At 63.9% G+C, this 18435-nt stretch carries 20 protein-coding genes; 11 read left to right on the forward strand and 9 right to left on the reverse strand.

Annotated features, from left to right (window positions below; translation table 11 throughout):
- The first annotated feature begins 87 nt into the window (after positions 1-87).
- The 4 genes from ligA (at position 88) to NKJ26_RS15870 (ending at position 4364) form a co-directional block, all read left to right on the forward strand.
- On the forward strand, positions 88-2292 hold the full coding sequence (ligA, locus tag NKJ26_RS15855; RefSeq protein WP_352696112.1) for an NAD-dependent DNA ligase LigA: 2205 nt from the start codon (positions 88-90) through the stop codon (positions 2290-2292).
- Positions 2289-2996, forward strand: coding sequence for a DUF2461 domain-containing protein (locus NKJ26_RS15860; RefSeq protein WP_352696113.1), 708 nt, complete (start codon positions 2289-2291; stop codon positions 2994-2996). Before ligA ends, NKJ26_RS15860 begins: the two co-directional genes overlap by 4 nt.
- A gap of 346 nt (positions 2997-3342) precedes the next feature.
- Entirely contained in the window at positions 3343-4071 is a 729-nt protein-coding gene (locus NKJ26_RS15865) for an AzlC family ABC transporter permease (RefSeq protein WP_027025467.1), read from the forward strand.
- Positions 4068-4364, forward strand: a complete 297-nt coding sequence (locus NKJ26_RS15870; RefSeq protein ID WP_352696114.1) for an AzlD family protein — start codon at positions 4068-4070, stop codon at positions 4362-4364. The genes NKJ26_RS15865 and NKJ26_RS15870 overlap by 4 nt, the downstream gene beginning before the upstream one ends.
- 75 nt (positions 4365-4439) lie before the next feature.
- Here the strand turns inward: NKJ26_RS15870 and NKJ26_RS15875 are convergent, their stop codons facing one another.
- On the reverse strand, positions 4440-4607 hold the full coding sequence (locus NKJ26_RS15875) for a hypothetical protein (protein ID WP_352696115.1): 168 nt from the start codon (positions 4605-4607) through the stop codon (positions 4440-4442).
- Between the two features lie 111 nt (positions 4608-4718).
- Between NKJ26_RS15875 and NKJ26_RS15880 the strand changes: the two genes are divergently transcribed.
- Complete coding sequence (locus NKJ26_RS15880) at positions 4719-5615, forward strand: LysR family transcriptional regulator (RefSeq protein ID WP_352696116.1); 897 nt, start codon at positions 4719-4721, stop codon at positions 5613-5615.
- Here the strand turns inward: NKJ26_RS15880 and NKJ26_RS15885 are convergent.
- The 3 genes from NKJ26_RS15885 to NKJ26_RS15895 all read right to left on the reverse strand — a co-directional run bounded on the left by NKJ26_RS15885 (position 5605) and on the right by NKJ26_RS15895 (position 9022).
- A complete protein-coding gene (locus NKJ26_RS15885) occupies positions 5605-7449 on the reverse strand; it encodes an aminopeptidase P family protein (RefSeq protein WP_352696117.1) in 1845 nt (614 codons plus the stop codon). The two genes, NKJ26_RS15880 and NKJ26_RS15885, sit on opposite strands and share 11 nt — an antisense overlap.
- A 111-nt stretch (positions 7450-7560) precedes the next feature.
- Complete coding sequence (locus NKJ26_RS15890; protein ID WP_352696118.1) at positions 7561-8433, reverse strand: 50S ribosomal protein L11 methyltransferase; 873 nt, start codon at positions 8431-8433, stop codon at positions 7561-7563.
- Between the two features lie 10 nt (positions 8434-8443).
- On the reverse strand, positions 8444-9022 hold the full coding sequence (locus tag NKJ26_RS15895; protein ID WP_027025472.1) for an SCO family protein: 579 nt from the start codon (positions 9020-9022) through the stop codon (positions 8444-8446).
- 215 nt (positions 9023-9237) lie between these two features.
- On the opposite strand from NKJ26_RS15895, the gene NKJ26_RS15900 reads away from it, so the two are divergent.
- Together NKJ26_RS15900 and NKJ26_RS15905 are read left to right on the forward strand one after the other, a co-directional pair.
- Positions 9238-9741 (forward strand): CreA family protein, encoded by a 504-nt coding sequence (locus NKJ26_RS15900; RefSeq protein ID WP_352696119.1) that lies wholly within the window; start codon positions 9238-9240, stop codon positions 9739-9741.
- A gap of 44 nt (positions 9742-9785) precedes the next feature.
- Positions 9786-10427 (forward strand): transferase hexapeptide repeat family protein, encoded by a 642-nt coding sequence (locus tag NKJ26_RS15905; RefSeq protein ID WP_352696120.1) that lies wholly within the window; start codon positions 9786-9788, stop codon positions 10425-10427.
- A gap of 96 nt (positions 10428-10523) precedes the next feature.
- Here NKJ26_RS15905 and NKJ26_RS15910 read toward each other — a convergent pair whose 3' ends face one another.
- Entirely contained in the window at positions 10524-11393 is an 870-nt protein-coding gene (locus tag NKJ26_RS15910; RefSeq protein WP_352696121.1) for a LysR family transcriptional regulator, read from the reverse strand.
- Positions 11394-11627: 234 nt separating this feature from the next.
- Here NKJ26_RS15910 and NKJ26_RS15915 point away from each other — a divergent pair, with 234 nt between their 5' ends.
- Positions 11628-11783 (forward strand): YjiS-like domain-containing protein, encoded by a 156-nt coding sequence (locus tag NKJ26_RS15915; protein ID WP_352597761.1) that lies wholly within the window; start codon positions 11628-11630, stop codon positions 11781-11783.
- Between the two features lie 329 nt (positions 11784-12112).
- Positions 12113-12538: a low affinity iron permease family protein gene (locus NKJ26_RS15920; protein WP_352696122.1), complete on the forward strand. Its 426-nt coding sequence runs from the start codon at positions 12113-12115 to the stop codon at positions 12536-12538.
- 6 nt (positions 12539-12544) lie between these two features.
- Here NKJ26_RS15920 and NKJ26_RS15925 read toward each other — a convergent pair whose 3' ends face one another.
- The gene (locus NKJ26_RS15925) at positions 12545-13411 is read right to left on the reverse strand and encodes an SDR family NAD(P)-dependent oxidoreductase (RefSeq protein ID WP_352696123.1); all 867 of its coding nucleotides are present in this window, start codon (positions 13409-13411) and stop codon (positions 12545-12547) included.
- 184 nt (positions 13412-13595) lie between these two features.
- On the opposite strand from NKJ26_RS15925, the gene NKJ26_RS15930 reads away from it, so the two are divergent.
- Positions 13596-13877 carry a hypothetical protein gene (locus tag NKJ26_RS15930; RefSeq protein ID WP_352696124.1) on the forward strand — a complete coding sequence of 94 codons (282 nt, stop codon included), beginning with the start codon at positions 13596-13598 and terminating at the stop codon, positions 13875-13877.
- A 192-nt stretch (positions 13878-14069) separates the two neighbouring features.
- Here the strand turns inward: NKJ26_RS15930 and NKJ26_RS15935 are convergent, their stop codons facing one another.
- Both NKJ26_RS15935 and NKJ26_RS15940 read right to left on the reverse strand, forming a co-directional pair.
- On the reverse strand, positions 14070-14381 hold the full coding sequence (locus NKJ26_RS15935; protein WP_352696129.1) for a helix-turn-helix domain-containing transcriptional regulator: 312 nt from the start codon (positions 14379-14381) through the stop codon (positions 14070-14072).
- Positions 14382-14581: 200 nt separating this feature from the next.
- Complete coding sequence (locus tag NKJ26_RS15940; protein WP_352696125.1) at positions 14582-15157, reverse strand: TMEM175 family protein; 576 nt, start codon at positions 15155-15157, stop codon at positions 14582-14584.
- A gap of 321 nt (positions 15158-15478) precedes the next feature.
- Between NKJ26_RS15940 and NKJ26_RS15945 the strand changes: the two genes are divergently transcribed.
- Positions 15479-16687 (forward strand): MFS transporter, encoded by a 1209-nt coding sequence (locus NKJ26_RS15945; RefSeq protein WP_352696126.1) that lies wholly within the window; start codon positions 15479-15481, stop codon positions 16685-16687.
- Positions 16688-16817: 130 nt separating this feature from the next.
- Here the strand turns inward: NKJ26_RS15945 and NKJ26_RS15950 are convergent, their stop codons facing one another.
- Positions 16818-18290, reverse strand: a complete 1473-nt coding sequence (locus NKJ26_RS15950; RefSeq protein WP_502903112.1) for an MATE family efflux transporter — start codon at positions 18288-18290, stop codon at positions 16818-16820.
- Positions 18291-18435 lie beyond the last annotated feature (145 nt).

The raw sequence follows: 18435 nt of genomic DNA on the forward strand, positions 1-18435 counted from the left end.
TGTTTCGGCGCGGTTTTGCCAGAATTCCGCTCCCGCGAATCCGAAAGCTGATCTATTGTCCCGGCCAAGAGCAGGTGGGTCTGAACCATGTCCGAGATACCAGTCGAAGCCCTGACCGAAAGCGAGGCCGAAGCCGAGCTGAAGCGGCTGGCGGAAGAGATCGCCGAGCACGACCGGCGCTACCATACGGAAGACGCGCCTATTATCTCGGACGCGGAATATGACGCGCTGACGCGGCGCAACCTTGCCATCGAACGGCGTTTTCCTGCCCTGGTGCGCGAGGATTCGCCGTCGCGCCGGGTCGGTTCGGCCCCGGCGGAGGGCTTCACCAAGGTGCGCCATGCGGTGCCGATGCTGAGCCTCGCCAAAGCCTACACCGACGAGGACGTCGCCGATTTCATCGAACGCGGCCGGCGGTTCTTCGACCGCGACAAGGATCTCGACATCGCTTTCACGGCGGAGCCGAAGATCGACGGGCTGTCGGCTTCGCTGCGCTATGAAGGCGGCGTGTTCGTGCAAGGCGCGACGCGCGGCGACGGCACGGTCGGTGAGGACATCACCGCCAATCTGCGAACGATCGCCGATATCCCCGCCAAGCTGAAGGGCTCGGGCTGGCCGGAAATCATCGAGATACGCGGCGAGGTCTACATGACCTATGCGGAATTCGAGGCGCTGAAGGCACGGTCGGCGGCGGTCGGCGGCCAGGACTACGTAAACCCGCGCAACACGGCGGCGGGGTCGCTGCGCCAGAAGGATCCGTCCGTCACCGCCAGCCGCAACCTCAAATTCTTCGCCTATGCCTGGGGCTACACCACGGCCGATCCCGCTCCGACCCAATACGATGCGGTGCAGAAATTCGCCGATTGGGGGTTCAGGGTCAGTCCGCTGATGGTGCGGGCGAAATCGGCCGAGGAGCTGATCGCGCATTATCACCGGATCGAGGAGCAGCGCTCGTCGCTCGGCTACGACATAGACGGCGTCGTCTACAAGGTCGACCAGCTGGAGCTGCAGCGCCGGTGGGGCTTCGTAACCGGCGAGCCGCGCTGGGCCGTCGCCCATAAATTCCCGGCCGAACAGGCGATGACGACGGTGCAGAGGATCGACATCCAGGTCGGCCGCACCGGCACGCTGGCCCCGGTCGCGCGGCTGGCTCCCGTCACCGTCGGCGGCGTCGTGGTCGAGAACGTGACGCTGCACAACGAAGACTACATCAAGGGCCTGGACAGCAATGGCCAGCCGATCCGCGACGGCATCGACGTGCGCATCGGCGACACGGTGGTGATCCAGCGGGCAGGGGACGTCATCCCGCAGATCGTCAGCGTTGTCATCGACAAGCGTCCGCCCGATGCCGTGCCTTATGAATTCCCGCATACCTGCCCGATCTGCGGCTCGCCGGCGACGCGCGAGATCAACGAGAAGACCGGCAAGGAGGATTCGCGCCGCCGCTGCACCGGCGAGCTGATCTGCCCGGCGCAGGCCGTGGAGGGATTGCGCCACTTCGTGTCGCGCGGCGCCATGGATATCGAGGGTCTCGGCGCGGAAAATATCGATACCTTCTTCAACGCCGGATTGATCAAGACGGCCGCCGACATCTTCACGCTCCGGGATCGCCGCCCCGCCGTCACCAAGGCGCTGGCCGAGCGCCGCGAGGAGCAGGCCAGGCAGCGCGAGGCGGCGTCGGGGAAGACGCGCAAGAATGTGCGCAGCGTCGAGGACCGCAACTATGAGAGCCTCGACAAGCTGTTCGCGGCCATCGACGCGCGCCGCGAACCGGAACTCGACCGCTTCATCTTCGCGCTCGGCATCCGGCATATCGGCGAGACGACGGCGGCCGTGCTTGCCCGCACCTTCTCGACCATCGAGGAATTGATCCGCGTCGGCAAGGAAACGGCGGCGGCGGAGGATCCGCACAGCGTTTTCCCGTCGATCAACGGCATTGGCGACACGGTGATCAATGCGCTTGCCGATTTCTTCGGCAATGAACGCAATGACGACGTGCTTGACGCGCTGCTCAAGCAGGTCAAGCCGAAGCCGTATGTCGTCAACGTCGCGGCCGACAGCGTGGTCGCCGACAAGACGATCGTGTTCACCGGCTCGCTGGAAAAGATGACGCGCTCCGAAGCCAAGGCAATGGCCGAACGCCTCGGCGCCAAGGTGGCGGGTTCTGTTTCCGCCAAGACCGATCTGGTGGTGGCCGGGCCCGGCGCCGGTTCCAAGCTCAAGCTCGCCACCGAACTCGGCATCGAGGTGATCGACGAGGACGCCTGGCTGCAGCGGATCGGCAAGGCATGACGGAAGGTGCGTTCAAAGGCTTCGGCCCAAAGGCCATTCCGTTCCTGAAGGCTCTGGACTTCCATCAGAACCGCGAATGGTTCCTGGAAAACCGCGACCTTTTCGAAAGGGAGTTGCGCGATCCGTTCGGCGATCTCGTCGAGACGCTTACGCAGCGCTTTGCCGCGGCCGGGCTTGGCCTCAAGGGCGACCGCAAGAAATCGCTGTTCCGGATCAACCGCGACGTGCGCTTCGCCAAGGACAAGCGGCCTTACAACCGGCATCTGTCGGCGATCCTGTCGCCCGACGGCACGAAGATGGAGCAGGGCGTGTTCTACGTCCATGTCGGGCTGGAACGCTGCTTCGCCGATATCGCCTGGTGGCAGCCCGGCCCGGAGCTGCTGCTCGCCATGCGCAAGGCCATCGCGACGCGGCCGGACAGGTTCCGGGCGCTGGTGGCTGCCTTGAAGAAGAATGGTCTTGAGTTCGAGGCGGAAGGCCGCATGAAGCGCACGCCGCGCGGCTTCGAGCATGTCGGCGAACCCGACCTCGTCGCGGCAATTCGCAACCGGCATTTCTACGTCCAGCATGTCATCGACCCGGCCGGAATCCACACGGCGGCGCTGGTCGACGAGCTGGTCGATTTCACCATGCGCGCCAAGCCGCTGCTCGACTGGGGCAGGGCGATCGAGGGCAGGGTTTTGGAGCATCAGATCGCCCCTTAGCCGTTCCGGATTTCAAGTCGATGCACGAAATTGTCCTTTGAAGGATTGACAGGGTGAGTGCAGCTATGCTATGTTTTTGCCCATGGTGCTGAGTTGCGCCAATGACCCGCCGCCGAGGCGGGTTTTGCGTTTCTGGCCCTGGCGCCATCCTGCACGGGCGATGAAGCACAGTCCTGCGGTCCTTCACGGGGCCTCACGAAATCCTGCGATCCCACAAGGCCGCGTTATACGGGTTCGCAGCTCGACTGGTCCGAGACATCAGTTTCGCTGATTTGTTGGCTCAAGCGAATTCGTCTGACTTTTCAACCGCGCACCCCTAAATACCGGCGCGACGTAGGAATGTGACATGTCAGCTGAGACCTTGACCACCAATTCCGTGAGCAGCGACTTCTGGAGCGGCGTGCGGCTGTCGATGCCTGTCGTCGTCGCCTCGGCGCCGTTTGCGCTCTTGTTCGGAACGATTGCCGTCGACAACGGATTTTCCGTGCTGGAAGCGTTTCTGATGAGCGCGCTTATCTTCGGCGGTGCCAGCCAGATGGTCGGCATCGAACTGTTCGGCCAGCATGTCGCGCCGTGGCTGATCGTGCTGTCGATCTTCGCCGTCAATTTCCGCCATGTGCTCTATTCCGCGGGCATCGGCCGGCGCATCGCGCACTGGCCAGTGGTCCAGCAGGCCTTGGGCTATTTCATCCTCACAGATCCGCAGTTCGCGGTGGCCGAGGCGAGAGCGGCGTCCGGCCAGACGGTCGGCTTCGCCTGGTACCTGGGGCTGGGTCTGCCGGTCTATGTGTTCTGGGTGACCGAAAGCGCGCTCGGCGCGGTGTTCGGCAAGCTGATCCCCGACACGCACGCGCTGGGCATCGATTTCCTGCTGCCGATCTATTTCCTGGGCCTCGTCATGGGCTTCCGCAAACGACCGTTGTGGCTGCCGGTGGTCATCGCCAGCGCCGCCGCCTCGATCATCGCCTACAAGACGGTGGGATCGCCCTGGCACGTCTCCATCGGCGCGATTGCCGGCGTGCTGCTCGCCGTCATCCTGCCTCCCCACCATAGCGGCGTCGAGGCGCGGTCATGAGCACGACGCTTTGGATCATCATCGCCGGCGCGATCGCCACCTATCTTACCCGCGTCGGCGGGCACCTGGTCATCTCGCGTTTCGAGACCATCCATCCGCGCGTTGAAGCCGGGCTCAACGCGGTGCCGGCGGCCGTGCTGACGACGCTGGTGGCGCCGGCCGCGCTCGGCGCCGGACTGGCGGAATGGGCAGCACTTGTCGTGGCCGCCGTGGTGTCGCTGCGCGGCGGACTGATGTCGATGTTCTTGGCGGGAGCGGCGGTGCTGATACTGGCCCGGCAGTTCGTGGGCTGATCGACCTTTACCTTCGCGATATAGCCACCCATGCGCTTCGCCTAAGCGCCGACGCAGGCGAACGGCAAACCCTTGTCAGGCGCGTTTCTTGAATATCGCAGCGATCCGGGCCACGCTCAGCCAGATCGCCTCCGACCTCTCCTGATGCGCGCGGCGCACGGCGCCGGCATAGATGATCTCACGCTGTTTGGGCGTCAACGCGTTGAGATCGAGCGGCCCACGGCCGAGGGATTCAGGTAACATTTCGCTCTCCGTGCTGGCTGTCCTGATCGGTGCCAACACCGGCAATTTACGTGATGCCTTCCATCAGATAAAATGAGTAATAGAGATAGCTTTATTCTCTAGGAGAGATGGATGGATTTGTCGGATCTCCGCATTTTCCGCATGGTGGTGCGCGAGGGCGGAATCACCAAGGCGGCGGAAAAGCTGTTTCGCGTGCAGTCGAACGTGACCACGCGCGTCCGGCAGCTCGAAGAGGATCTGGGTGTGCGGTTGTTTATTCGCGAGGGCAAGCGATTGCATGTATCGCCTGCCGGCCAAAGATTGATCGAATATGCGGACCGGTTGCTGGCGCTTGCGGACGAGGCCCGCATAGCAGTTCTTGATCCGCGCCCACGCGGCACCCTGCGCCTTGGCGCCATGGAGAGTACCGCCGCCGCTCGGCTTCCAAGTCTCCTCGCCGAATACCACGCATGCTATCCCGAAGTGGAGATCCAACTGCGCACCGGCAACCCGCAAGTTCTCGCGGCCGCAATGCTTGCCGGTGAACTCGACGCAGCGCTCGCAGCCGAGCCAATCGCCGACAATCCGTTCGAAAAGCAACCTGCATTTCTCGAGGATTTGGTCATTGTCTCGGCGGCATCGCGCGTTTCAGTCGAGAACCGCCTTGATATGCCCAAGACCATGATCGCCTTTGAACACGGCTGCCCGCATCGCAAGCGGCTGGAAGAATGGTTTGCGCGCCGAGGGTTTATGGCCGAGCAAATCATTGAGCTCGGTTCATATCATGCCATGCTTGGTTGCGTGGTGGCTGGTATGGGCATAGCGCTGATGCCGAAAAGCGTGCTTTCGGGTTTTCCTGAAAGCGGCAGGCTGCGGATGCATGAACTGCCTTCGGACGAAGACAATGCTCTCACAGTGTTGTTTTGGCGCAAGGGAGCCAGTTCTCCCAATGTTCAGGCTTTGCGGGAGATGCTTGCAAAACAAGGCCCTCCAGTCTCAGCCAGAGCAGCCACTGCGATTACTGCTTGAGATCGTGCGGCAGCGGGGCGGTTGCCTTCTCCAGCCAGGACAGCGTTTCGCCGTCGAGCATCGGGCCGATCTCGGCCAGCACGCGGGCGTGGTAGGTGTCGAGCCAGTGCAGTTCCTCGCGGGTCAGGAGGTCCGAGCGCACCAGCCTGACGTCGATCGGCGCCAGCGTCAGCGTCTCGAAGCCGTGCATGGCGATGTCGCCGCCCTCGACCTGTTCGGCCGGCGTCACCAGGATGAGGTTTTCGATGCGAATGCCGTAGGAACCTTCCTTGTAGTAACCCGGCTCGTTGGACAGCATCATGCCTTCCAGCAGCTTTTCGGTGCCTGTGCGGGCGATGCGCTGCGGGCCTTCATGCACGGCCAGGTAGGAGCCGACGCCATGGCCGGTGCCATGGGCGAAATCGCAGCCGTGCTTCCACAGCGCCATGCGGGCGACGGCGTCGATTTCCGAGCCGCGCGTGCCGGCGGGGAAGCGCAGCGTCGAGATGCCGATCATGCCTTTCAGCACCAGCGTGAAGCGTTCGCGCATTTCTTCGGTCGGCTGGCCGATCGGCACGGTGCGGGTGATGTCGGTGGTGCCGTCCTGATATTGCGCGCCGGAATCGAGCAGGAACAGTTCGCCGGCCTGGAGTTTGCGGCTGGTGGCGCGCGACACGCGGTAATGCATGATGGCGCCGTTCGGACCGGCGCCCGAAATAGTATCGAAGGACACGTCGCGCAGCGGCATCTGGGTTTCCTCGCCGGTCTGCCGGCGCGTCTCCTCCAGCCTGGTGACGACCGATATCTCGTCGAGCGAGCCGGGTTTCTGGCGCTCCAGCCAGCACAACAACTTCGCCACCGCCGCCCCGTCGCGGCGATGCGCGGCGCGCGAACCGTTGATCTCGGCCTGGTTCTTGGTGGCGCGCGGGATGCGGGCGGGGTCGGGAGCGGCAATCACCGTGCCGCCATTGTCCTCGACCAGTATGCGCAGCCTGTCGGCCGCCAGCACCGGGTCGAGTGCGATCTTCGCGCCGCTCCTGGCGAGCGCGACGACCGCCGCCTCGAATTCGCCGGGTTCACGCGGCTCGGCGAGCTGCGTGACGTAGGCCGCGACCTGGCGCGAGAATTTGCGCCGATCCATGAAAAGCTGGTGCGATCCGTCGGCGGCGAGAATGGCGAAGCCGAGCGCCAGCGGCGTATGCGGCACGTCGCCGCCACGAATGTTGAAGGCCCAGGCGATGGAGGAGGGGTCGGTCAGCACGGCATGCGTGGCGCCGTCCTTGCCGATCGCCGCCGCCAGCCGCGCCAGCTTGTCCTTGGCGAGCTCGCCGGCAAAACCGATCGGGTGAAGCTCGACGGGGGCCACCGGCGCCTCGGGCTGGTCCTTCCAGATAATGTCGATCGGGTTCTTGTCGAGCGGAACCAGGACGGTGCCGGTCTTGTCGGCCGAGGCCTGCAGCGCCTTGACCTCGCCGATAGTGTGCAGCCACGGATCGAAGCCGAGCCGCGCGCCCTTGCCGAGATTATCCCTCAGCCAGACGGCGGGCGGATTGTCGACCAGGTTTTCGACCGAAAAGATGTCGAGATCGACTTCGCCGCGCACCTGAAGCGTGTAACGGCCGTCGACAAAGATGAAGGCGCGGCCGCGCAGAACGATGGCGACACCGGCGGAGCCGCTGAAGCCGGTCAGCCATTTCAGCCGCGCCGAACGGTCGGCGACATATTCGCCCTGATGCTCGTCCGCGCGGGGAACGATAAAGCCATCGAGGCCGTTCTCGGCCAGCCATTTGCGCAGCAGCGCCACGCGCGGTTTGCCGACGGCTGGGTCGCCCGCGGAATCGAAGGTCTGGAACATTACTGATCTCGCTCACATGGTGCGGGTGTCGAACCCTAGCGCATGGGCTGTGGAATCGGAATTCGGAAAAGAACCTTGCACAAGAACCGGCTGGATCTGGTCCAGCCGGCTTCAATGCTTGAGGTGGATCGTCACCCAGCCCTCGCGGTGCAAGGTTCTGACGTGGCGGAAATTCTGGCCGACATAGGCCGAGATCACGGCGTCGCGCTGGCGATCGAGAATGCCCGACAGCACGATCGAGCCGCCGAGCGCGATGTGATCGGCCATTTGCGGGGCCAGCCGCATCAACGGCCGCGCCAATATGTTGGCGACGATGAGATCGAAAGGCGCGCGCCTGCCGAAGATCGGATGGTGAAAGCCCGGCGCGGTCACCGTCTCCACCAGCGTCTTGACGTGATTGAGCCGCGCATTCGCGGCGGCGACCCTCACCGCAACGGGATCGATGTCGGTGGCGAGCACTGGAATATGCGCCAGCTTGGCGACGGCGATGGCCAGCACGGCGCTGCCGGTGCCGAGATCGAGCGCATTGCGCGGGCGTTCGCGCCGCACCACTCTTTCCAGCATTTCCAGGCAGCCGGCGGTGGTGCCGTGATGGCCGGTGCCGAAAGCGAGGCCGGCCTCGATCTCGATGGCGAGTTCGCCGCTGTGGCGCTTGCGGCGGTCATGCGCGCCGTGGACGAAGAAACGGCCGGCGCGCACCGGCTTCAAGCCTTCCAGAGAGCGCGCCACCCAGTCGATGTCGGGCAGTGCCTCGCGCTCGACCGGCCTGGACAGGGCCAGCCCCGCAAGAATGTCATTCACCTGCGCCGCTACGGCATCGACGTCGCCCTCGGCGTAGAGCGAGACTTCGTGAATGTCCGCGTCCTCGTCGACCTCCCGCACGGCGATCGGCAGGCCTTCGTCCTCGAAGGCGGCGTCGAGCGCGGCGAAAATTCTGGCGGTATCGATCTTGCCGGCGGTGAAATGGAGCCGCGTCTGAGTCATGGATTTCGCATCAGCCCTTGGCCGCGAGACGTTTCAGCTTTTCCACGGCGGTATCGGCGCTTTCGCCATAGGCGATCGTACCGGCAAAGTCGCCCTTGCCGTTGAGCAGCAACACCGAGGCGGTATGATCCATCGTGTAATCGCCGTTGCCGGTGTCGACCTTCTTCCAATAGATGCCGAACGACTTGGCCATCGCATGGACCTTGTCTGGATCGCCGGTGACGCCGACGATGCGGTCGGAGAAATTGCTGACATAGGCGTTCATAACCGGCGGCGTGTCGCGCTCCGGATCGACCGAGACGAAATAGGCGTGCAGGTTCTTGCCGTCGTCGCCGAGCGTCTTCAACCAGCCGGCCAGTTCGAACAGCGTGGTCGGGCAGACCTCGGGGCAATGGGTGAAGCCGAAGAAGACGACGCTGGGCTGGCCCCGGAACGCAGCCTCGGTAATCGGCGCGCCTTTCTGGTCGACCAGACTGAAGGAGGCGCCGAAAGGTTCGCCGCCATAATGGCCGCGATACCAGTCGAAAGTCAGCCAGCCGATGCCGGCCGCCATCAGGACGAGAATGCCGACCAGTATTGAGCGCATCATCAGTAGGATCCGTCTTGCATTTTCTTCGGCGCCGGCCATGGCGGCAAGCCCTTGGATTCGGCGAACAGTCTTAGCCCTTCGGCCGGGCACACGCAAAGGTGCCGCGTTGACGCAACCGGCCATGGCGGATGCGGCGTTTTCATCCGGTGCCGCCGCTTGCAATGCCGTGCTCTTCGCCCCACCTGAGGCCGGCAACTCGAACCCCGGAGGCTATCTTGCAAGGATCGATTGGACGAAAACTGGTCGGCGGCGCCTTGGCCGCGTGCCTTGTCCTAGGCGCCGGCGCGGCCGTTGCCGATGAAGTCGGCAAGGTCGGCGTCGACTGGCTCGGCAACGACATCATCGTCGAAGCGATCAAGGACCCGAAGGTGGAGGGCGTCACCTGCCACGTCTCTTATTTCGACCGCGGCATCATCGACCGCCTGCACAAGGGCAACTGGTTCGAGGATCCTTCCGATTCCTCGATCTCGTGCCGCCAGACCGGACCGATCACCATCGGCGACATCGACACAAGCGAGGCCGGCGAGGAAGTGTTCAAGCAAGGCATCAGCCTGATCTGGAAGAAGCAGGTGGTGAACCGCATCTACGACAAGACCAACGAGACGCTGATCTACCTCTCGCATTCGCGCCAGGTGCAGAACGGCTCGGCCAAGATGTCGGTCACCACGGTGCCGCTCTATGGCCAGAACGTGGTGTGGAGCAACGGCAAGCCGAAATAGGTGCCGACTTGCGGGAGGCCTTGCTCGGGGGTAAAGCCGCCAGCATGGACCGTTCCGAAAACCTCGTCCTGAAAGACCCCGAACCGCGCATTCACCCGACCGCGGAGCTGAAGGCGTGCAAGCTTGGCCGCTATGCCTCGATCGGCGAGCGGGTGGTGCTGCGCGAGGTGAGCGTCGGGGATTTCTCCTATTTCGAGCGCCATTGCGAAGCGATCTACACGACGATCGGCAAGTTCTGCTCGATAGCCGCCAATAGCCGCATCAACGCGCTGGAGCATCCGATCGAGCGGCTGACCCAGCACAAGGTCAGCTACCGGCCGAACGAGTATTTTCGCTGGCTGGGCGTCGACGCCGCCTTCCGCGAGCGGCGGCAGGCGAAATCCGTGACCATCGGCCATGACGTCTGGATCGGCCACGGCGCGGTGATCATGCCCGGCATCACGATCGGCAATGGCGCGGTCATCGGCGCCAATGCGGTGGTGACGCATGACGTGCCGCCCTATGCAATCGTCGCCGGCGTGCCGGCGAAGCCGTTGCGGCAGCGCTTCGCCGCCGATATCGGGGCGCGGATCGAGCGCCTCGCCTGGTGGGACTGGCCGGTCGAAAAGCTTGCCAGGGCGGTTCCCGACATGCAGGCGATGCCGATCGAGGCCTTTCTCGACCGCTGGGAAAACGACGAGGTCTGACCTCCTGCGGATGTGCGTGTTCCGGGCGCGTTGCTGATCGATTCGGGCAAGCGTATCGGCATCTGGCTCAACTGGGGGCCGATCGACGCCTGAGGCTTACCGGATAGGCGTCTCGCCGCGAAACAGCGGCTGGTGCGCCCGCATCAAGGCGGTAATCCGGTCGGCGACCTTTCGTACCGGCGGGGAGTGACGTTCCTCGTGATGGGTGACGATCCACTGGTCGGTTTCGAGTTCGGGGATAGGCTGGGCGACGCGAACCAGCCGCGGGTCGCTGTCGCCGACGAAGCACGGAAAGACCGAAAGGCCGGCGCCGGCGGCCACCAGTTCACGCACCGAATGGGTGTTGTTGCCGCGCACGGCGATGCGGTCGCCGTGATGGGCTTGCAGCCAGCGCGCCGAGGCAATGTTCGCCCCATCGCCGGTGACGCCGACGAACAACCCGGCGGCGATACCGTTGATGAGATGGCGCCCGGAATAAATGGCGTGGGCGACCTTGCCGCTCTGACGGCCGGCCAGCCACTGCTCGGTCGGGCGGTCGCTGCGGATGCCGATGTCGGCGGCACGGCGACCGATGTCGACCCGGTCGGTGGTGGTGACGAGTTCCACCCTTATGCCATCGTCGACCGTCCATATCTCGCCAATATGGGCGGAAACGAAGGCCGAGGTCCACGGCCCGGCCGAGACGCGGACAATGCGGTCGGGCAGGCTTCCTTCGCGCCAGCGGGTCAGCGACTGCATTGCGGCCTCGACGTCTTCGGCGCGCCGCAGCAGTTCTTCACCGACCGGGGTCAGCCGGTAGCCGGTCTGCTGACGCACGAACAGCGGTTCGCCGATCTGCTTTTCGAGCGCGGTGACGCGTCGTCCAAGGGTGGCTGCGCTGAGGCGCGTGGTTCCCGTCGCCGCGCTCAAGCCACCCAGCCGCGCAACGTCGAGAAACAATCTTAGATCGTCCCAGCCAATATCCATTTTGCAGAAATGAAAAACTCCTTGCGGCCGTGGCTGTAGCGTGAACCGGGCATCATGCGCAAGTATGCAGGCATTGGAAGCGTTGGACAATCCTGCTTGGCGGGACCGCGACTAGCGCTTCGGCTGGCCGAGGGACCAGCGCAATCCGTTCGATCGGGCGTGGGCTTCGCGCAGATGCTTTGCGCTTTCGACCAGCCAAGCGCGCGGCCATTCCGCGCGCCAAAGGAGACGATCATGTTGCATGAACTTCGATCCCATTTCGCCCGCTGGCTTGCCTATCGCCAGACGCTTGCGAGCTTGAGGCGAGCCCCGGACAGCACGTTGGCGGACGCTGGCATTTCTCGCGAAGAGATCCGCGAGCGTGCCCGCCACGCCAGCCTGCGTCGTTGAGATTCCAGCTTGCATCGTTGAGAAGGCGGGGCATGCAGATGATGGAGCTTTGGGATGGCCGCTCGGTTCGGACTGAAACCCCTTCCGTCATGCGGGGGTGGCGCGACGGAAGGGGCTGGAGGTAAACCGCTGTGAAGCGGAAGGAACAGGCTTTTTTACCTGCACGGTTACCCTGACATTGAACCCATAAGCTGTGTTTTCAGTCGCATGCACGTCCTGCATGTATTCGATTGCGCTGGTGGTATATGTCGCGGCCGGGAACCTGGAACGGCCGCCATTTGTTTCTCCAGAAGCGCATCAGAATGCGGCAATGATTTCAGGGCACTTCGATGTTCGAGAAGCTTTTCACCAAGGTTGCCACCACGGTCGCCCATCTTGCCGGGCTGCCGCCGACATTCGCCGTCTGCTGCCTGATCGTGGTCATCTGGGCTATAACCGGCCCGGCGTTCGGGTTTTCGGACACCTGGCAACTGGTGATCAACACCGGAACCACCATCATCACCTTCCTGATGGTGTTTCTGATCCAGAACACCCAGAACCGCGACGGCGCTGCGATCCAGGCCAAGCTTGACGAACTCATCCGGGTGAGCCGCGCTCACAACCATTTCATCGGCATCGAGCACCTGACGGAGTCCGAGGTCGAGGAGATCCGCGCCAAATGCGAACGGGCGGCGAAGCGGCACGACCGCAAGATCGCCGAGATGGCAGCCAAGAAGGCGGCGCAGAAGCACGGTGCCAGAAAAACAGCGGCTTGAGAGCGTTCAGCGTTTCATGAAGGCCGCGAACGCATCCTTGTGGTCGGGGTGCCAGCGCGACAGAGCCGGGCGGTTTTCGATGATGTCGCCGGTCGCCCAAGCCATACGCTTTTCGTCCAGCGGCCTGGCCACTTCATTGTCCGGGCACAGTATGTAGAAGTCGCCCCTGACCAGCGATTCCAGCATGAAATCGACGACCTGGTCGCCGGTCCAGGCGCCGGCGGGTTTTTCCGTCGCGCCTTCGGTGAGGCCGGTATAGGTGAAGCCGGGGATCAGCAGATGCGCCGACAGGCGGGCGCCGGGTTCGTTTCTCAGCGCGTACGCCAGGCCCTCGGTGAATGTCTTCACGCCGGCCTTGGAGACATTGTAGGCAAGGTTGCCGGGCGGCGTGGTGATGCCTTGCTTGGAGCCGGTGTTGACGATCAGGCCCGGCCTGGACGATGCCAGCATGCGCGGCGCGAAGGCCTCGACGCCGTGCACGACGCCCCAGAAATTGATGTCCAGCAGCCGTTTCCAGGCATCGCGGTTCTGCCAGGGTTTTCCCGGATTGTCGCCTATGCCGGCATTGTTCATCAGCAGCGATACCTCGCCGAAGGCGCCGAACGCCCTGTCGGCGAGACGGTCCACCTCGTCCGGCTTCGAAACATCGGCGGCCACGGCAAGCACGGCATCGTCGCCGGCAATCGCCGATACGGCGCGGGAGGCATCGTCAAGGCGGGGCCCGGCGATGTCGGCTAGCACGATCTTCATGCCCAGCAAGGCAAGCCGCCTGGCGGCCGCGAGACCGATGCCGCTGGCGGCGCCGGTGACGACGGCGGTGTTGCCCGGGCCAAGCGCGGGCAGGGCGGTCTGGATCTCGGCGTCGGTGATCATGCGGGACGGTTCCTTCTTTCGACGGTGCCGAACTTAGCGCCGGGATGGGCTCGCGCAAGCCTTTGTCGGCGCTTGCGCGGGTTGACCCGCCGGGCCCGGGCTGCGCATGTTGCCCTGACAAATGCTACGCATGTTGCCGTGGCAAATGCTACGCATGTTGCCGCGGCAAATGGAGACTTTTCGATTGACGGACTGGGTCGAAATCCTGAAGCAGCAGACCGCCACCGGCGACCAGATGGGGCGCGAGGTGCCGCAGATGCTGGCCAATCCCGATATCAGCGAAGCGCAGGTGAAGACGCTGTTTGCCGCTCTGGAGAAACAGGCCGAGTTCGTCGAGAAACTGCGCATGGCGCTGGAAAAGTTCGGCCATGACTTTGCGGTCATCAAGGCTGCGGAACGGCTGGAGGAACGCTATGCGGACCTTGCCGCGTCGGTGGCGGAAAAGCTGAAAGCGATGCGCGAATAAGTCCCAGTGATGGTCGGCCTTTGATCGATCGTGGCGGTGACCGTCTTCTTCATCTCGACGTAAGCAATCCTTCCGCGGAATCTGCTGTAACGGCAGTTGCCCAAATGGCCAGCCGACTGACCGTTAAGCGTGGATTTCGATCGCTCTACTGTCACGACGATTCCGATTAATGCGACACGGTGCCCCTTAACGTCAGACGTGCGGCACGGATTCGCCGAGTGGCTGCACCGCCAAGCGCAGGCCCATCGTGCGAAGGACAGCACTCAAGCTGCGCAGCTCTGGGTTTCCCTTCTCCGAGAGGGTACGGTAGAGTTGCGTGGGGTTCAGCTCGGCCGACTTGGCGACGGCGGGCACGCCGCCGAAGGCCTTGGTCATTTGCCGGAGTGTCACCAGCAGTTCGCCCTGGTCGCCATCCGCAAGGATCGCGTCGAGCGTGGCAGCGGCCGTCCCCGGATCGTCCCGGAACAGATCGGCCATTGCGTCGTCATGACTGCGGTCTTTCATCGTCATTGCTCCTTCCATCGGTACGGTTTTGCCAGTCGCGCCAATAGTCACACGCCCGGTCAATGTCGGCGTCCTGTGTTCGTTTGGTGCCGCCGCACAAGAGCAGCATCACCGAGCGCATTCCGGTTCGCCAGGCTCTCGCTGACTTTGGCACCGCTTGGATTCCGCATTTCGGTTAAGGGCTGGTGGTTTTGCGGATGCTATTTTTCGATGACGCGTGCGAAACGCCTGTCCGGCACCAGCCAGACAAGGGCAACCAGCACATAGATCGCGACACCGATCCACTGGCTGATGAAGGTCAGCGGGATGGCGCAGAGATAGGCGAAAAGCGAAATCTTGCCCTTGCGATCGTTGCCGATCGCCCTGGCAAAGGCCGTATCGTTGCCGTGCAGCCGGTGGAGCGTCACGACGAGAATGAAATAGGCGATGGCGCACAGCGCAAGGTCGGCGCCATAGACGGCGACCGGCACCGGGGCGAAATGGTTTTCGCCCATGAAGGCCGTCGTCACCGGCATCAGCGACAGCCAGAACAGGAGATTGAGGTTCGCCCACAAGACGCGTCCATCGACCCGCTGCACGGTGTGGAACATGTTGTGCAAATTGTTCCAGTAGAGGCCGACATTGATGAAGGACAGCACGTAGCTGAAGAAGATCGGCCATAGCGGCAGCAAGGCCGAGAGATCCTCGCCATGCGGCACTTTCAGCTCGAGCACCATGATGGTGATGATGATGGCCACCACCCCGTCGGTGAATGCCTCGACCCTGCCTTTGCCCATGATCAACCCCCGAATGCAAACGGATTTCGAAAGACAGTAAATTGTTAGCTGATGTTGCCGGATCGATAAACCGCGCGCGAGAAATTCCTCAACTATATGCAGGGAAATTCCCGCGCCGGGCGGCCGGCCGCGATAAACTGCGTTGGATACTTGTTGACTTTTCTTGCCGTCGTCTCTCCGCCGCGACGTCGCCCGCGGCCGCGGCAGTCGAACGGCCGGGGGCAATGCCCACCGCACTGTCAGGAGCCTGCCAGCCGTCCGGAACGTCGGGGATGAAAGCGCGTTGAGATCGCTATCCCCCAAGACTTGACGAGGTTGGCAATGATCTTCAGCGATTTGGCGCATAGGAACAACGAAGTTCGCAGCGACGCCTTGGCAATCCCTGTAGTCGCCGCGATGATCGCGGTGCTGTTTGCCGGCAGCACGATGCTGACGCCGCTCTATGTCATCTACAAGCAGCAATTCGATTTTTCGCAGATCACGCTGACACTGATCTACGCAGTCTATGTGGTGGGCAATCTCGGCGCGTTGCTGGTGTTCGGCGGTCTGTCGGACGTTGTCGGCCGCCGGCCCGCGAGCCTTGCGGCCATGGCTGTCGCCATCGTCAGCGCGGTCGTCTTCCTGTTTGCCGTCAACGTCGTTTCGCTCGACGTGGCGCGCATCCTGAGCGGGCTTGGCATCGGCGTCGGCGCGGGGACCGGAACCGCGTGGATCGCCGAGCTTCTCCCCGACGCGGACAAGGCACGCGCCAGCGTCATCGCCACCAGCACCAATTTCCTCGGCCTCGGTTTTGGCGCGCTCGTCTCGGGATTGCTGGCCGAGTATGAGCCGTGGCCCTTGCGGCTGCCGTTCATCGTCTATCTGGCGGCACTCGCGGCGGTGACGGTCCTGGTCTGGCGCACGCGCGAAACGGTGGCGAAGCCTCGCGGTCTCGGCCAGGTTTCCATGCGGCCGAAGCTCTCCGTACCGGAAGATATCCGGGCGCGCTTCGTCGCACCGGCGGTGACCGGTTTTGGCGCTATGGCGCTGGTCGGCTTCTATGCCGCGGTGGCGCCGAGCATCCTGGCGCAGCAGCTGCACCAGACGAATCACGCCGTCGCCGGTGCGCTGTTCTTCGAATTGGCGATCGTCACCGCGGCCAGCATCGTGGCACTGAAGCAAATGCAGAGCGGCAAGGCCATGCTGGCCGCGTTGGCGTTGATGATCCCCAGCATCCTCATGGTGGTGGCGGCGCAGATGCTGGCGTCGATGGCGCTGATGATCGCCGCCACCGCCTGCTGCGGCGTGACGGCCGCACTCGGCTATCGTGGTAGCCTGCAAGTGGTGAACGAGATCGCGCCTGAAGATCGCCGCGCGGAAGTGGTATCCAGCTTCTTCATCTGCTGCTTTATCGGCAATGCCTTGCCCGTCATCGGCATTGGCATCATCTCGACCTATGCCAGCCCCATCGCGGCCAGCCTGGCGTTCGCCGGCACGATCATCGTGTTTGCGCTGGTAGCGCTGGGCTTTGGGTTGAAAAACAGGCCGTGAGACCCGCCTGGCAGCGGCAGGGCGGGCCGTAGAGCGGTTCACCGTTTCATGGAAACGCCGAACCGCTCTATCTCTTTGTTTTTACGCAATTCCGGACGGAAAACCGTTTCACACTTTTCCTGGAATTGCTCTAGCCGTTCGGCGTCTCGGGCGTCATGTTCGCGCGCTGGCGCGGCACGCCGAGCCCGGTGTCGGGAGGCTCGCCGGCGGCCGGCCTGTTCTCGATCATGTGCAAGGTGCGCCAGCCGCCGAAGCGATAATAGGCCGCGGCCAGCACCAGCGAGGCGATCGACCCGGCCGGAAAACTCCACCACAGCGCCTCCTCGCCGATCACGCCCCGCATGAAATAGGCAAAGCCGGTGCGCACGACCAGCACCGAGATCACCAGGATGATCAGCGGCGGCATCACGGCGCCGGTGGCGCGCACGGTGGCGAACAGCACGATGGTGATGCCGAACAGGATGAAGGACCAGGACGCGACGGTGTTGATATGGGCGGCGATGTCTATCGCGGCGCTGTCGCTGCTCAGGAACAGGCCGAGGATCGAGCGGTCGAAGATCCATAGCAGCGCGACGAGGGCGCCGGTCAGGACCAGGTTGAAGCCGACGCCGGAGCCGGCGATGCGGCCGATGCGGTCCCAACGGCTGGCGCCGACATTCTGCGCCGCCATGGAGGAGACGGCGGCACCGATGGCCAGCGCCGGCATCTGGATATAGGTCCATAGCTGAGCGGCGATGCCGTAGGCGGCGGCGACCTGCGAACCGTAGGAGTTGACGATGCCCATCACAGTCAGTGCTGCCGCCGAGATGACGATCATCTGCAGGCCCATCGGCACGCCCTTGAAGACGATGATGCGCAGCAGCGCGGGGTCGGGCCTCAGCAGGGCCAGATTGGCGCCGGCGAGCCGCAGCGGATGCTTGCGCGCATAGAGCACGATCAGGATGGCGATCACGCTCACCATCTGGCCGACCAGCGTGGAGGTGGCTGATCCGGCGATGCCGAGCTCCGGGAACGGTCCGATGCCGCGGATCAGCAGCGGGTTGAGCACTATGTCGAGGACGACGGCTAGCGCCATGAAGATGAACGGCGTGCGAGAATCGCCGGCGCCGCGCAGCACGGTCATGACGAAGGACAGCAGGTTCATCATCGGCACGGCGACGAAGATGATGCGCAAATAGGAGCGCGCCAGCGGCAAGGCGTCGGCCGGTGTGGCGAGCGTGTTGAGGATCGCGTCGACCCAGATCCAGCCGCAGACGGCGAAGACCACCGAGACGAGGAAGAAGAAGGTCGCGCTGGTGCCGACGATACGGCGCGCCTCGGGCAGGTCGCGGGCGCCGACCGACTGCGCCACCAGGATGGTGGCCGCCATGCCGATGCCGAACACCGTGCCGAGGATCAGGAACAGCACCAGATTGGCGTTGGAGGTGGCGGTCAGCGCCGATTCGCCGAGGAAGCGGCCGACCCAGACGGCGTTGATCGAACCGTTGAGCGATTGCAGCACGTTGGAGCCGAGCACCGGCAAGGCGAACAGCAGAAGCGTGCGCGGGATCGGGCCGCTGGTCAGGTCGCCGGTGCGCCGGCGGGTTGGCATTTTTTCGTCCATGGGGTGATGGCTCGGCGAAGGTGATCTGGGTCCCGGCGGGGGAGGATTAGGAAGGCCCGCCCCGGGGGGCCCCCGGGGGGGGGGAGGGGGGGCGGCAAAACCGGGGGACGCCCGGGTGGCCGGCTGCGCCCCCGCGGCCGCACAA

This window comes from Mesorhizobium sp. M0152 (assembly GCF_040322415.1).
GTDB lineage: Bacteria > Pseudomonadota > Alphaproteobacteria > Rhizobiales > Rhizobiaceae > Mesorhizobium.